The following is a 13,161-nucleotide window of genomic DNA, read 5'->3' on the forward strand; positions in this document are numbered from 1 at the left end:
ACCCGACCTCGGCAGGGGGTGGCTACGTGAACATGATGATGGACGAAGGCCGGGAGCGGGTGCAGGCCGCCTATCGCGGCAACTACAACCGACTGGTCGAGATCAAGCGGAAGTATGACCCGCACAACCTCTTTCGGATCAACCAGAACATCACAGCGGCATGATCTCCCGCAACGAGGGGGCTAACGTGCAGCGTTCTTGATGAATTCTTCAACTCCTGCAGCAGGTTTGACACCACCGAAATAGCCACCACGCACGTGTCGGCGTCGGGTGTTGTCGTCGGTGGCCCGGGCTGCGGAGTGCCAGAGGTAGGCGTCGTGGAGGATGATGTCGCCACGTTCGGCGTAGATCCCGACTTCGCCGCGGATCTTCTCGAATCCCAGTGGCATCTCAAAGGGAGGCTTGCGTCCGGTTCGGCCCCCGGACGGCTGCGCGGTGTCGGGAACGGCCACGCCGTTGACGTTGCGGAAGGGCGCCGGGGTGTCCCAGAGGTGACTGCCCGGCACCACCCGGAGGAACCCATTGGCCGGACTCGTGCCGTCGATGTGGAGGGTGAAAGCTGTACTCGGCCACACGTCGAGACTGGGACTCGCCTGCCAGTCCGAGTGCCAGCCGATCCGGGTGTAGCCGGATTCCTTGCCGGGACGGGCATCTTGATAGACCACCCCGTACTGCTCGTGCTCACGCAGCCAGCAATCCGGGCCGACCAGCCGGCTCATCACGTCCCCCATGACCGGACCGGTGATGGCGGTGCGCACCGCGGGTGATACCTCGCTGATGTATTCGACGTAGTTGGCGAACTTCTCGGCCTTCGCCGCCTCGTCGATGAAGATGGTCGAACCATATCGGGAATCCAATTTCCCGGCGATCACATCTTGTTGCGCGGCAATGCATTCCGCTTCGATGGCATCGATTTCGCCCTCAGTGAGCGCACCCCTCAGGGTGGCATATCCGTGCATGTCGTAAAACCAGACCAGGCCGGCGAGATCGACTGGACCGAACACACCGGGTTCCGAAAGCGGGGCTGCCATGGAGAAACCCTAGGCCAGCGGCGCCGATCCGGCAGCGCAAGTGCACCCGATCACTCGCCGAACACCACCTCCACAGCCGAGATCGGCCCCCGCTTGGCCCCGAACACGAAGAAGCCGACACCTTTTCGATCACCGACGGTCAGCGCCACAGCAACCGTGTCACCGGCCGCCACGATCTTGCCGGCGCCGACCCCGCCGAGTTGCCCGACGATGCTCTCGACGCCGACGACGACCTCGCCGAGAACCACCACCGACGCGTTCGGGTCGAGCAGCCGCCGCGCGCCCCCGACATCGCCGCGCGATGCCGCCTCGAGAAAACTCCCGACCACCGCTGTGGCCGCCCGGCCGACACGTCGAAAACCCGCCACGAAGCCGACTGTGCCCCGGATCCCCTGGTTCCGGAGCAGCGCCATCGTCAGCTTCACCCCGACCGGGCCGGCGGCCACACCGCACCGCAGGAACTGCGTGATCATTCCCGGCAGCTCCCAATATGCCGCCAGCCGGGCGATCCTCAGGTCGCCGTCGCACTCGTGCAGGTCGTACCGAATGAAGACCGGCACCCGAAGCGTCACCTTCTGCGACATCTCGACCTCGAGTTCGAGGTCACGGACAACCGAGCGGTCCCACATGACGTCGACGTCGCGGTGAAACGTGATGTTCCGAGGACCGATGAAGGTGTCGTAGAACCGCTCGATCTCGCTGCGACCCACGTGCGGCCGCGAACCCACCGGATCGTTGACTATGCCCCCGTCGACAAACAATCCGACCCACGCGTCACGGTCGTGGGCACCGGCGGCCGCCGGCGAACGTTCAACCAGTGCAAGCATCCGCTCCCGACCATTTGTCGTCATCAGACGGCATCACCTTCCGCAAAGTTAGAACGTGTTCTACTCTCTGAGAGTAGAACACGTTCTAATAGTGTAAGTCGATGGCCTTGGCCACCCAACCGAAAGTGATCGCGATGAGAGTTGCTGTGACCGGCGCCGCCGGATTTGTCGGACGCAATCTGGTCGAACAACTGGTCGGCCGCGGCGACACCGTGGTCGCCATCGACCGGCATCGTCCTGCAGCGTCCTCAGACAGCGCAGCGGTCGAGTGGATCAGCGCCGACATCCTCGATCCGGCAGCTCTCACCACAGCGTTCCACGGTGTCGACGTCGTCTATCACCTGGTAGCGGTCATCACCCTGCGCCACAGCGACGAAAATGCGTGGCGGATCAACACCGAGGGCGTCCGCAATGTCGCCGAAGCCGCCCTCGACGCCGGGGTCCGCCGGATGGTCCACTGCAGCTCGATACATTCATTCGACCAGTACCTGTGCGGCGGTCAGATCAATGAGATGTCCGGGCGATCCGTGGATTCGGCACTGCCGGTCTATGACCGCTCCAAGTGGGCCGGAGAGCAGGAATTGCACCGCGTCATCGCCCGCGGTCTCGATGCCGTCATCTGCAATCCCACCGGGGTCTACGGACCCATCGATCAAGCACCGTTATCGCGGATCAACGGGATACTGCGCGATTCCGCACGGGGCCGCGTTCCCGCGCTGATCACCGGTGGATTCGATCTGGTCGATGTCCGCGATGTCGCGGCCGGGCTCATCCTGGCCGCCGAACACGGCGTCTGTGGTGAAAACTACCTCCTGACCGGCGAAATGGTCGAGATGATCGAGGCGTTCCGATTGATCGCACGCGAAGCCGGGCGCCGCGGTCCCGCGTTCGCCTTCCCGATGAGTTGGGTGCAGGGCATACTGCCGGTGGCCGAACCGATCTGCAAACTCTTCGGTTCCGACGTGCTGTCGAAAGCCGCCCTCGGCGCGCTGGCGTCCCAACCCGAGGTCGACGGCACGAAGGCCCGCACCGAATTGGGTTATGCCCCAAGACCTATCGCCACAACGATGCGTGACTACGCCCAATTCCTCGTCGACACCGGACAACTCGAACGCCGGCGGCCGGTCACGTTGCCGCGACGGGCAAAAGCGTTCGCCTGACACCCCCGCCCACCCGAATTCGCACCGCCCACCGGCAATTGTCGGTGGGCGGTGCAAACTCGGGTGGATGAGGGCGATACGACCGCGGATCAGTCCTTCGTCACCAATCCACGACCGGTGATCTGCGGGAGGTCGAGTGCGGTGAGAAGCCCGGGCGCAGCATTCACCACGGCTTCCACCGCGTTCACCAGACGCATTGCGGTGACCAGCATTCCGGAGTCGTTGTGATCGCCATTCTCGCCATGGTGAACGAAGTCGACGGTCATCACCGGATCACCGGTGATCTCGATGCGATAACAGCCGTCTCCGTGGCTGGGGATGGGCCATTCCGGCTGGGCATCACGATGAGTGCGGGTGACATGTTCGAGGACGATGCGTGGCACCCCGTTGACGGTCCCGATCACCTCGAAACGCACGGCGGCCATCGTGCCTTTACCGATATGGCAGGAGGCGATGTCGTAGTCGCTCTCGGCCGGTCGGCGGTCGATCTTCTCGATCAACGGTTCGTCGAGGGTGACATCGAGACCGGCCGCGATCTGTCGTACCACCGGCCCCCAGGCGAGCGACAGGACTCCCGGCATCCACAACATCGACTGGGTGTCCATCGGCTTGCCGAAACCGAACAGTTCGGTCATCGTCATCGGCTGGTAGTACGTCGAATAGTCGGCGATCTCCGCCACCCGCACTTCGTCGATCCGCTTCGACAACGACGTCATCGCCAGCGGGAGAACGTCGTTGGCGAACCCGGGGTCGATCCCGTTGACGTGCAGGGTGGCATTGCCCGCCCGTGCGGCGCCGCGGATCCGTTCGTTGAGCTCATCCGGGAAGACGCCGTCGGGATAGACCAGCGCGACGGGACCGGACGAGACGACATTGACACCGGCCTCCAAAAACGCGATGAGGTCGTCGATCGCCTCCATGATGCGGTCGTCGGTCATCGCGCCGTGGACGATGCAGTCAGGACGCAGCGCGAGCAACGCCTCGGTGTCGTTGGTGGCTACGACACCGAGGTCGCGCCCCAGTCCGGCCAACTCGCCGACGTCCTTGCCGACCTTGTCCGGGTTCGACACCCAGACCCCGACCAGTTCGAGTTCGGGACGGGCCAACACCCCGGCTATCGCCAGCTTTCCGATGGTTCCGGTGGACCAGACCACAACACGCAACGACACCACAGACCTCCGAACGCAGGGAACTAGAACACGTTCACCCTAGCCCGCCCACAACCAATTCTGGTGGGTTTTGGTGAGCAAACCCGCAGGTCGCGCTCGCCAAAACCCACCAAAATCGGGTCAGGAGAAGAGTCTGGGGAGGGTTCCCTCGAACGCCTCACGGAGTTCGGTGAGGGTGACGGTGAAGTGATCCTGCACCTCGAGCGAATCGCTGCCCTGATCGACCACACCGATGCGGGTCCACGGCATGCCGCGGGCATCGAGCATTCCGGTGAAGCGGGTCTCCTCGGTGCGCGGAACCGCAACGAGCACGCGGCCCGACGACTCCGAGAACAGCCAGACGAACGGATCCGCACCCTCGGGGAGCAGGATCCGGCAGCCGACCTCACCGGCCAGTGCCGATTCGACGACGGTCTGCACAAGACCGCCCTCGGAGAGGTCGTGCGCGGCAGAGATGAGACCGTCCCGCGACGCCGCGGTGAGGATGTCTCCCATCAACCGTTCGCGTTCGAGGTCGACGGCCGGCGGTGTGCCACCGAGGTGATCGTGCGCCACCTGAGACCAGATCGAACCGTCGAACTCGTCGTGGGTATCGCCGAGCAGGATGAGGGTTTCGCCGGGTTCGGTACCGAACCCGGTGGGAATGCGGCGGTGGACGTCGTCGATGACACCGAGGACACCGACCACCGGGGTGGGCAGGATCGCGGTCGCGCCGGTCTGGTTGTAGAAGCTGACGTTGCCGCCGGTGACCGGGATGCCGAGTTGTGCACAGCCGTCCGCCAATCCGCGGACCGCCTGCTGGAACTGCCACATCACGGCCGGATCCTCGGGCGAACCGAAGTTGAGGCAGTTGGTGACGGCCTTGGGGGTGGCACCGCTGACGACCACGTTGCGGTAGGCCTCGGCCAAAGCCAATTGAGCCCCGCGGTACGGATCGAGGTAGGTGTAGCGGCCCGAAGCATCGGTGGCCAAAGCGATTCCGCGACCGGATGATTCGTCGATGCGGATCATGCCGGAGTCGGCGTGCTCGGCCAGCACGGTGTTGCCGCGCACGTAGCGGTCGTACTGCTCCGTGATGAACCGGCGGCTGCACAGTGCCGGCGACGAGATCATCTGCAGCAGAGTCTCCCGCAGTTCGTCGGCCGTGGCCGGACGCGTCAAATCCTTTGTGGTCGAGGCGACAACGTCGTCCTGCCAGTCCGGGCGGGCGACGGGGCGCTCGTAGACCGGGCCGTCATGGGCGACAGTGCGCGGCGGCACGTCGACCACGGTCTCGCCGTGCCAGGTGATCACGAGGTGCTCGCCGTCGGTGACGTGACCGATGTCGGTGGCCAGCACGTCCCACTTGCGGCAGACCTCCATGAACGCCTCGACGTTCTCGGGGGCGACCACCGCGCACATCCGCTCCTGCGATTCGCTGGAGAGGACCTCGGCCGGGGTCATGCCGGTGGCCCGCATGGGCACCTTTTCGAGATCGATGTGCATGCCGCCGTCGCCGGCAGCCGCCAATTCCGAGGTCGCACAGGACAGTCCGGCACCGCCGAGGTCCTGGATGCCGATCACGATGCCCGCCTCGTACAGGTCGAGGCAGCACTCGATGAGCACTTTCTCGGTGAACGGATCACCGACCTGGACCGCGGGGAGCTTCTTCGGCCGACCGCCGCCGGTGTCGTCGAATGTCTCCGACGCGAGGACGGACACACCACCGATACCGTCGAGACCGGTTCGGGCGCCGAACAGGATGATCCGGTTGCCGGCACCCGACGCGAACGCCAGGTGCAGATCCTCGACCCGCATGACGCCGGCACACAACGCGTTGACCAACGGGTTGCCCGCGTACGACGCGTCGAACACGGTTTCGCCGCCGACGTTCGGCAGGCCGAGAGAGTTGCCGTAGCCGCCGACACCGCGGACCACACCGTCGACCACCCGGCGGGTGTCGGGTGCGTCGGCTGCGCCGAAGCGGAGCTGGTCCATGACCGCGATCGGGCGGGCACCCATGGCCATGATGTCGCGGACGATGCCGCCGACACCGGTGGCCGCACCCTGGTACGGCTCGACGTAGGACGGGTGGTTGTGAGATTCGACCTTGAACGTGACGGCCCAGCCGTCACCGATGTCGACCACACCCGCGTTCTCACCGATTCCGGCGAGCATCGACGAGCGCATCTCCTCGGTGGTGGTCTCCCCGAAGTAGCGCAGGTGCACCTTCGACGACTTGTATGAGCAGTGCTCGGACCACATCACCGAGTACATCGCCAATTCGGCGGCGGTCGGGCGGCGACCGAGAATCTCGCGGATCCGCTGATACTCATCATCCTTCAAGCCCAGCTCACGATATGGCTGTGACTGATCGGGGGTATCGGCGGCGACAGAAACGGTATCTAGGTCTGCACTCACGAGAACAGTCTAGGCGGTGCCGCACCGACCGCTGACCACGCCGTCTCGGCCGGCGTTCGATGGCACAGTTCAGGGCGGTCACCGGCCCCATCCGGCGAGCGCCGGGTAGTCTTTGCCTCGCGCGTCGGGGGTGACGCGCCGAGGGGGAATTGACGGGGGTCATCCATGAACAGCAGGCCAGCGACACCGGGTTCTCGTTCGGCCGTCGCCAAAGCACGTCAGCTGTTCGACTTCGCGGTGCGAAGTCTCGGGATCCCGGTCGACACCGAGCAGTACCCACCGGACCGCGACAAGGCCACACTCGCCTTCACGCGAGCCACCGAATGGGACCCCACACTCGCCGACGCCTGGCTCGGACGGGTCGCCTGTGGTGACAACTCCCCCGCCGTGATCCTGCAGCTGTATCGGGCCCGCGCCTCCGTCGGCGCCGAGCAACGACGACTCGGGCTTCCCGCCCGCACGCTGTCCGGACGTTTCTCGACCGGTTTGTACATCGACTACCCGCTGGCCGACCGGACCGAGGCCATCGCGGCCTACGCCGCCACCCTCATCACCGGCGCCGACCATCAAGGCGCCGCCGATGCGCTCGACGAGGCCGCCGCGACAGTGGCCGGCAGAGCGCCCATCATCGACTACCTGCGCGCGAGTCTGCACTTCAAAACCCAGCGCTGGCCCGACGTCCTCACCGCGTTGTCCGAATCGGGCGCGTGGTCGGACGCGTACATGAATGCCGGTGCCGATCTCATGGCCGGGTCCGCGTGCGTGCAGATGGGCTTGTTCGCCGAGGGTATCCGACGACTCGAGGCCGCCCAGGAAGGCCCGATTCCGGCTGCGGCCACGGCCGCGAAGTTCACCCACGGCCTCGCACTGCGCGAACAGGGTGCCGAGGCCGCGGCTCGCGAACGGTTCGAAGCGGTCTACTCCCGGGACCCGGGCTTCGCGGCCAACGCCAAAGCGCTCGCCGACCAACGGTTCCGGCTCGTGATCACCAGCGCCGAAGAAATCGACGCCCGCACGAACAAATGGGATCCCACCTCTGTACCCGAGACGTCGGGCCCCGGCGCCGGCGGTGCCGGTGATGCCGACCTGTTGACCACCGCACAAGCCGAGCTGGACGAACAGATCGGCCTGGAATCGGTCAAAACCCAAGTCGCCAAACTGAAGTCCGCCGCGACCCTGGCAAAGATCCGCTCCGACAAAGGTCTCGCCACCGGCCCCCGGAGCCTGCATCTGGCGTTCACCGGGCCGCCCGGAACCGGCAAGACGACCATCGCCCGCATCGTTGCCAAGATCTATTGCGGACTCGGACTGATCAAAACCGATGCAGTGGTGCAGGTTTCGCGTCGAGATCTCGTCGGCGAACACCTCGGTAGCACGGCGATCAAGACGTCCGAGGTGATCGACCGCGCAATGGACGGCGTGTTGTTCATCGACGAGGCATACACATTGATCCAGAGTGGCCTCTCGGGCGGCGACGCGTTCGGACGCGAAGCCGTCGACACCCTCCTCGCCAGGATGGAAGACGATCGCGACCGGCTGGTGGTCATCATCGCCGGGTACGACGCCGAGATCGACCGCCTGCTGGCGGCCAACGAGGGCATGTCGTCCCGCTTCGCCAAACGCGTCCGGTTCGACTCCTACAGTCCACCCGAACTGGCGGGCATCGCCGACCTCATCGCCCGAAAAAGGGATTCGCTCATCAGCCCGGAGGCGCTGCAGGAACTCGAGTTCGCCTGCGCCCCGCTCTGCCACCAGATCCAGACGGACCCGTCGGGTGGCGGGCGCCTTGCCATCGACCTGGCCGGTAACGGACGTTTCGTCCGCAATGTGGTGGAGAGCGCCGAGGAGGAGCGCGAACACCGGCTGACCAGCGGCGCGATCGACCTCACCGAACTCGACGACGATGCGCTGATGCGGATCGAGGTGGCAGACATCCGGGCCGCATTGGACAACGTCCTGCGTTCCCTGCAGCGTCGGCCGGCCTGAGCGATCAGCCCTGGCGGGTGACCTCGAGAATCGTCTCGGCCAGTTCCGGCCGACAGATGATCAGGTCGGGAAGAAAGACATCACGCTGGTTGTATTCGAGGGCGAGCCCGTCGGCTCTGCTGCACCACAGTCCCTGCGACTTCGCCACCGCCACCGGCGCGGCCGAATCCCACTCGTACTGGCCACCGGCGTGCACATAGGCGTCGGCTTCACCCCGGACCACCGCCATCGCCTTGGCGCCCGCCGAACCCATCGACAGCAAGTCGGCACCGACCGCGGCTGCGACGGCCTCGGAGAACGCCGGCGGACGAGAACCGCTGACCGCCACCCGGGGCCGTTCTCCCCGCGGAGTCGCGGCCAGACCATCGGCAGGTTGGATGTGCACACCGTCATTGACGTACGTGACGCCGAGCGCGGGCAACGCCACCGCACCCACCGTCAACGCCCCGACCCCGGTCTGCCCGTCACGTTCCCAGAGGGCCACATGCACGGCCCAGTCGGTGTGGTCCTCGTTCCCGTATTCGCGGGTGCCGTCAACCGGGTCGACGATCCACACCCTGTCGGCCTCGAGCCGGACGAGGTCATCGGACGATTCTTCGGACAACACGGCATCGCCCGGACGCAGGCGCGCGAGCTCTTTCAGCAAGAACTCGTTCGCCTGGAAGTCGCCGGCGTTGCCGAGCTCTTTGCCGGAGAGCCCGGACGTGGAACGCAGCTCGACCAGCAATTCACCGGCGGCCGTGGCCAATCGGCCGGCCAACGTCAGGTCGTTCGGGTCAACGGTCACACGCTCAGGCTACGTCGAATCGACTCGGCAACATCTCTGGGCGCACCGTCGGAGGGCATGATGACCACATCCGGATCGGCCGGACGCTCGTACGGCGAGCTGATCCCCGTGAAATGCGGGACCTCACCGCGCCGCGCCTTGGCGTACAGCCCTTTGGGGTCACGTTCTTCGCAGAGATCGAGCGGCGTGTCGATGAACACCTCGTAGAAGGGGATCCCGCGCTGCGCGTGGATCTCTTTGGCCCGCTCACGCTCCGCGGCAAAAGGGCTGATCAACGACACGATGGCGACTGCGCCGGAGTCGGCGAACATCGCGGCCACCTCGGCGGTACGGCGAATGTTCTCGCGGCGATCGTCATCGCCGAAGCCGAGGTCGGAGTTGAGGCCGTGGCGCAGGTTGTCACCGTCCATCAGGTAGGCCGGGCGCCCCTCGGCAACCATGGACCGCTCCAATTCCACTGCGATGGACGATTTGCCCGCACCCGACAGGCCGGTCAGCCAGATCGTCGCGCCCTGGTGGGCACGCTGCTCCCGGGTGACCGACGAGCTGTGCCAGACCACGTGGGAGGCACGGCTCACCGGGCCGTTGATCATCCCGGCGCCGACCGTCTTGTTGGTCGCCTCATCCACCAGGATGAAGCTACCGGTGTCACGATGCTGGCGATAGGCGTCGAACATCATCGGTTGCGCGGTGCGCACCGTCACCCGGCCTATCTCGTTGAGCCGCAACTCTTGCGCACCCGTGTCGCGGTGCAGGGTGTTCACGTCGAGGCGGTACGTGAGGTCGCTGACGACGGCCTTGGACTCCCGCGTGGAACTCTGCAGTGTGTACCGGTTGCCGGGTGTCAGTGTGGTGTCCTCGGAGAACCAGCAGACCATCGCGTCGATGTCGCGGCCGACGTGCGGCCGGTTGCCCGGACGGGCCAGCATCTCGCCGCGGCTGATGTCGATCTCGTCGGTCAGCGACATCGTCACCGCCATGGATGCAAAGGCCTCGTCGACCTTCGTCCCACCCGGGCCCCAGATCTGGGCCACCGTGCTGCCGAAGCCACCGGGCAGGACCACGACCTCATCGCCGGGTTTGAACGTGCCGCTGGCAATCGTCCCGGCATAGCTGCGATGGTCCGATCCGTCGCCGAATTGCGGCCGGATCACGTACTGGATGGGCAGGCGCGCGTCGATGAGGTTGTGGTCGGATGCGATGTGGACGTCCTCCAGGTGCGACAACAGCGAACCTCCCTGATACCAGGGAGTATTCGCAGAGGCATCCACCACGTTGTCGCCGAGGAGCGCAGACACCGGGATGAAGCTGAGATCACTGACATCGAGCTTCGCGGCGAACAGACCGAAGTCGTCGCGGATCTCGTTGAACCGGTCTTTCGACCAATCGACCAGGTCCATCTTGTTCACACAGAGCACCACGTGCGACACACCCAGCAACGACGACAGAAATGCGTGGCGCCGGGTCTGTTCCAGAACACCCTTGCGGGCGTCGACGAGAATCAGCGCCACATCCGCAGTGGACGCGCCAGTCACCATGTTCCGGGTGTACTGCACATGCCCGGGGGTGTCGGCGATGATGAATTTCCTTTTGGGGGTGGCGAAATAGCGGTAGGCGACATCAATCGTGATGCCCTGTTCGCGTTCGGCGCGCAGCCCGTCGGTGAGCAGTGCCAGGTTCGCGTACTCGTCTCCGCGCTGGGCGCTCGTCCGTTCTATGGATTCCATCTGATCGGTGAAGATGCTCTTGGAGTCATAGAGCAACCGACCGATGAGCGTGGACTTTCCGTCGTCGACGCTTCCGGCGGTGGCCAATCGCAACAACGCCTTTCGGCCACCGATCACCGTGGCGGCGGCGAGAGTTTCGTGATCGACAGTCATCAGAAGTACCCCTCCCTCTTGCGGTCTTCCATTCCGGACTCGGAGATCCGGTCGTCGGCCCGGGTCGCTCCACGCTCGGTGAGCCGGGTCGCGGCGATCTCGTCGATCACCTGACGCACCGTGACCGCATCGCTGAGGACGCAGCCGGTGCAGGTGGCATCCCCGACTGTCCGGAATCGCACCTGCTCGTCCCGGACCACCTCCCCCGGCCCGAGCTCCAGGAATTGTGTTCTCGCCAAGAGCATTCCGTCCCGGGCAACGACGTCTCGGCGATGCGAATAGTAGATACTCGGGAGCTCGATCTCCTCGGCCGCGATGTACTGCCAGATGTCGAGTTCGGTCCAGTTGCTCAGTGGGAAGATCCGGATGTGTTCACCCTTGTGATGGCGGCCGTTGTACAGACTCCAGAGCTCGGGCCGCTGGGCACGGGGGTCCCAGGCACCGAACTCATCCCGGAAGCTGAACACCCGTTCCTTGGCACGCGCCTTCTCTTCGTCGCGACGCGCGCCGCCGAATACCGTGTCGAAGGCGTTCTCACTGATCGCGCGTAGCAGCGCGGCGGTCTGCAACCGGTTGCGGCTGGCCCCCGGCCCCTTCTGCTCGACCACCCGGCCGGCGTCGATGTCATCCTGAACCCGCGAAACGATCAGCCGGACACCGGTTTCGGCAACCACCCGGTCGCGGTATTCGATCACCTCGTCGAAATTGTGACCGGTGTCGATGTGCATCAACGGGAACGGAACCGGCGCCGGCCAGAAGGCCTTGCGGGCGAGGTGGAACATCACCACCGAGTCCTTGCCCGCGGAGTACAACAGCACCGGTCGCTGCGCGGTGGCCGCCACCTCGCGAAAGATGTGGACGGACTCCGCTTCCAGCGCCGCCAGATGCGTGAGTTCATATCTCGTGTTCAACACCATGATGACCTTCCGTCGAGGTGTTCGAATTGCCCGCGAGCGCGTCCCGAGTGTTGACATGTCGAATACTCGACATTATCGTTCGACAATATGACATCGACGGTAAGTGATGGCAACGGCACCGGTCAACCCTCTCCGCCGACACAGCGGGTGGTGCGCACCATCGAGTTGCTGACGACCAGCATCGACACACCGCTGTCCCTGGCGGAGATCGTCCGGCGTACCGGGTTGTCGCGCGCCACCGCCCACGCCGTCCTCGCCCAGCTCACCCAGGACGGCTGGGTGACGCGCCGGGACGGCAACTTCAGCATCAGCACCGGATTCGTCGCGCTTGTTCAGCGCGCCGAACGTGGATTCCCGATGCGGCGGCTGGCGGCTTCGGTCCTGCACCACATGGCCGGCACATTGGACATCCCGGCGTTCTTGGCCGAACGCACCGGCGAATCGATCACAGTGACCGAGGTGGTCGGTACGCCCGCGTTGGAGTGGATCCGTCCGGGGCGCCGCGTCGCGCTGCGCCCGACCGTCTGTCGAGAGTTCGTGGCCTGGTCCCCGGACGACGAGATCACCCGCTGGGTCGATGCCGCACCCACCGGGGCCCGTCACCGGCTCCGGGACGTCCTCGGCGAGATCCGCGAACGCGGATACGCGATCGAACGCATGACGCCGGATCACGCCCAGATGGTCGATGCCCTTGCTTCCCTGCGTGAGTCACCGGTGCCGGACTCACTTCGTTCCCGGGTCGACGGCCTCCTCACCGAACTCACCACCATCGACTACCTCGCCGACGAAACAGTGGGACAGGTTGCCGTCGTCACCATCGGCGCCCCCATCTTCGACGAATCCGGTCGAGTGGTCGCGTCGATCGTCGCGGTCCCCAATCGCGAGATGTCGGCCGACGAACTACGAGAGCTCGGGAAAACGGTGTCTCATGCCGCCGGAGAGGTGTCAGCGGCACATTCGGGCTGAGCGGGGTCAGGTCCGGCGTGAGAACAACGCCCGCAGTC

The 13,161-nt window shown here is 65.3% G+C and carries 11 protein-coding genes; 4 read left to right on the top strand and 7 right to left on the bottom strand.

Going from position 1 to position 13,161, the window contains the following annotated elements; translation table 11 throughout:
* Positions 1–35 precede the first annotated feature (35 nt).
* Positions 36–164: a BBE domain-containing protein gene (locus VIQ49_RS05675; protein WP_414731582.1), complete on the top strand. Its 129-nt coding sequence runs from the start codon at positions 36–38 to the stop codon at positions 162–164.
* Between the two features lie 18 nt (positions 165–182).
* On the opposite strand, the gene VIQ49_RS05680 is transcribed toward VIQ49_RS05675, so the two are convergent.
* Both VIQ49_RS05680 and VIQ49_RS05685 read right to left on the bottom strand, forming a co-directional pair.
* Entirely contained in the window at positions 183–1,031 is an 849-nt protein-coding gene (locus tag VIQ49_RS05680; protein WP_331881837.1) for a phytanoyl-CoA dioxygenase family protein, read from the bottom strand.
* Between the two features lie 50 nt (positions 1,032–1,081).
* Positions 1,082–1,882, bottom strand: a complete 801-nt coding sequence (locus VIQ49_RS05685; protein WP_331881839.1) for a ketosteroid isomerase family protein — start codon at positions 1,880–1,882, stop codon at positions 1,082–1,084.
* A 110-nt stretch (positions 1,883–1,992) separates the two neighbouring features.
* Here VIQ49_RS05685 and VIQ49_RS05690 point away from each other — a divergent pair, with 110 nt between their 5' ends.
* Positions 1,993–3,018, top strand: a complete 1,026-nt coding sequence (locus tag VIQ49_RS05690) for an NAD-dependent epimerase/dehydratase family protein (RefSeq protein ID WP_331881897.1) — start codon at positions 1,993–1,995, stop codon at positions 3,016–3,018.
* Between the two features lie 89 nt (positions 3,019–3,107).
* Here VIQ49_RS05690 and VIQ49_RS05695 read toward each other — a convergent pair whose 3' ends face one another.
* Positions 3,108–4,187, bottom strand: coding sequence for a diacylglycerol kinase (locus tag VIQ49_RS05695; RefSeq protein ID WP_331881842.1), 1,080 nt, complete (start codon positions 4,185–4,187; stop codon positions 3,108–3,110).
* A 120-nt stretch (positions 4,188–4,307) separates the two neighbouring features.
* Positions 4,308–6,587 (bottom strand): phosphoribosylformylglycinamidine synthase subunit PurL, encoded by a 2,280-nt coding sequence (purL, locus tag VIQ49_RS05700; RefSeq protein WP_331881844.1) that lies wholly within the window; start codon positions 6,585–6,587, stop codon positions 4,308–4,310.
* Between the two features lie 165 nt (positions 6,588–6,752).
* Here purL and eccA point away from each other — a divergent pair, with 165 nt between their 5' ends.
* On the top strand, positions 6,753–8,573 hold the full coding sequence (eccA, locus tag VIQ49_RS05705) for a type VII secretion AAA-ATPase EccA (protein ID WP_331881846.1): 1,821 nt from the start codon (positions 6,753–6,755) through the stop codon (positions 8,571–8,573).
* Between the two features lie 4 nt (positions 8,574–8,577).
* Here the strand turns inward: eccA and VIQ49_RS05710 are convergent, their stop codons facing one another.
* The 3 genes from VIQ49_RS05710 to cysD are packed head-to-tail and all read right to left on the bottom strand — an operon-like array spanning position 8,578 to position 12,157.
* Positions 8,578–9,360, bottom strand: coding sequence for a 3'(2'),5'-bisphosphate nucleotidase CysQ (locus VIQ49_RS05710; RefSeq protein ID WP_331881849.1), 783 nt, complete (start codon positions 9,358–9,360; stop codon positions 8,578–8,580).
* A complete protein-coding gene (cysC, locus tag VIQ49_RS05715) occupies positions 9,357–11,240 on the bottom strand; it encodes an adenylyl-sulfate kinase (RefSeq protein WP_331881852.1) in 1,884 nt (627 codons plus the stop codon). Before cysC ends, VIQ49_RS05710 begins: the two co-directional genes overlap by 4 nt.
* Positions 11,240–12,157 carry a sulfate adenylyltransferase subunit CysD gene (gene cysD, locus VIQ49_RS05720; RefSeq protein WP_331881855.1) on the bottom strand — a complete coding sequence of 306 codons (918 nt, stop codon included), beginning with the start codon at positions 12,155–12,157 and terminating at the stop codon, positions 11,240–11,242. Before cysD ends, cysC begins: the two co-directional genes overlap by 1 nt.
* 87 nt (positions 12,158–12,244) lie before the next feature.
* Here cysD and VIQ49_RS05725 point away from each other — a divergent pair, with 87 nt between their 5' ends.
* The gene (locus VIQ49_RS05725; RefSeq protein WP_331881859.1) at positions 12,245–13,123 is read left to right on the top strand and encodes an IclR family transcriptional regulator; all 879 of its coding nucleotides are present in this window, start codon (positions 12,245–12,247) and stop codon (positions 13,121–13,123) included.
* The last annotated feature ends 38 nt before the right edge of the window (positions 13,124–13,161 follow it).

Source organism: Williamsia sp. (assembly GCF_036566845.1).
Lineage (GTDB): Bacteria > Actinomycetota > Actinomycetes > Mycobacteriales > Mycobacteriaceae > Williamsia.

Excerpts from the sequence above, each read along its gene's own strand:
- VIQ49_RS05675 (WP_414731582.1), top strand. The coding sequence starts at position 36 with ATGATGGACGAAGGCCGGGAGCGGGTGCAGGCCGCCTATCGCGGCAAC.
- VIQ49_RS05680 (WP_331881837.1), bottom strand. The coding sequence starts at position 1,031 with ATGGCAGCCCCGCTTTCGGAACCCGGTGTGTTCGGTCCAGTCGATCTC.
- VIQ49_RS05685 (WP_331881839.1), bottom strand. The coding sequence starts at position 1,882 with ATGACGACAAATGGTCGGGAGCGGATGCTTGCACTGGTTGAACGTTCG.
- VIQ49_RS05690 (WP_331881897.1), top strand. The coding sequence starts at position 1,993 with ATGAGAGTTGCTGTGACCGGCGCCGCCGGATTTGTCGGACGCAATCTG.
- eccA (WP_331881846.1), top strand. The coding sequence starts at position 6,753 with ATGAACAGCAGGCCAGCGACACCGGGTTCTCGTTCGGCCGTCGCCAAA.
- cysC (WP_331881852.1), bottom strand. The coding sequence starts at position 11,240 with ATGACTGTCGATCACGAAACTCTCGCCGCCGCCACGGTGATCGGTGGC.
- cysD (WP_331881855.1), bottom strand. The coding sequence starts at position 12,157 with ATGGTGTTGAACACGAGATATGAACTCACGCATCTGGCGGCGCTGGAA.
- VIQ49_RS05725 (WP_331881859.1), top strand. The coding sequence starts at position 12,245 with ATGACATCGACGGTAAGTGATGGCAACGGCACCGGTCAACCCTCTCCG.